The sequence below is a fragment of the Methylobacterium sp. V23 genome, assembly GCF_002917135.1.
In the GTDB taxonomy this organism is placed as follows: domain Bacteria; phylum Pseudomonadota; class Alphaproteobacteria; order Rhizobiales; family Beijerinckiaceae; genus Methylobacterium.
In genome coordinates, this window is sequence record NZ_PDHT01000126.1 from 1 (window position 1) to 1173 (window position 1173).

Genomic DNA, 1173 nt, shown 5'->3' on the forward strand with positions numbered 1-1173 from the left:
TGGGTTTCGCTGATTCCCTCGTGGGATGGGTCGTATCGATCTTGAGCGGCTGAGCCGTGAGGAGTTGATCGAACTGGTGCTGCGGCTGCAGCGTCCGGACAAAACCTCGCGCACCTCCTCGAAGCCGCCAGCGACTGACCGCAAGGAGCGGCGGGAGCAATCCAAGCCCGGCGGGGCCAAGCCCGGGCATGAAGGCCATAGCCGGGCGATCAGCGACGATCCCGACGCGGTCGTCGAGCATCGTCCCGACCGCTGCTTGTGCTGCAGTGGCGCCCTGCACGGGGCCCTCCCTGCCGAGATCGTGAGTGTCTCCGAGCGGATCGAGTTGCCGGAGGTGGCGCCGATCATCACTCACCATCGGCGACTGGTTGTGCAGTGCCCGACCTGCGGGACGCGGGTGGTCGCTCCGGTGCCGGAGGCGGCGCGTGGCACGCCGTTCGGCCCGCGGCTGCATGCGGTGGCGACGTATCTGAAGACCTTTCAGGCGCTGTCCTACGAGCGGTTGCAGGCGGCCTTGTCGAACCTGTTCGGTCTCACCCTCAGCCAGGGCGGGCTGATGAACCTGCTTCAGCGCGCGCAAAGGCGCTTCCGCTCCGGTCGCGAGGCCGCCGTGTCCGCCCTGCGCCGGGCCCCGGTGGTCGCCTCTGACGAGACGGGCGTCCGGATCGAGGGCAGCAACGCCTACCACTGGGTGTTCCACGCGGCCGACGCGGTGGTGCACTCGGCCTCGCCGACGCGGGGCGCCATCGTGGTGCGGAAGATGATGGACGGCCACCGGCCCGCGGTATGGATCTCGGATCGCTACACCGCACAGCAGGGCCACGCGGCTGCGCATCAGACTTGCCTCGCCCATCTCGCCCGGGACGTCGCCTATGTCGTCGAGGTGAGCGACGATCCCGTGCCCTGGCGGCTGCAGCTCTGGCTGCACTCCGTGTTCACCCTGGCCGAGCGCATTACCGACTTGGCCACCTCGACGCTGGCCGCCAAGCGCCGGAGCCTGGATCGACAGCTCGGCGCCATCCTCGCCACACCGAGCGGCTGCGACCTGACCCGAGCCCTCCAGGCCAAGATCAGACGGGCTCGCGATCAGCTCTTGGTGTTCCTCGCCCATCCCGGTTCGGTCGAGCCGACCAATAACGGCTCTGAGCGGCTGCTGCGCCCGGCCGTGATCCA

The 1173-nt window shown here is 69.0% G+C and carries 1 protein-coding gene; it reads left to right on the plus strand.

The genetic code is table 11. From position 1 onward, the window contains the following. Positions 1-25: 25 nt before the first annotated feature. Positions 26-1173: IS66 family transposase (locus CRT23_RS27575; RefSeq protein ID WP_103712638.1), on the plus strand; the 1148-nt coding region annotated here is incomplete at its 3' end.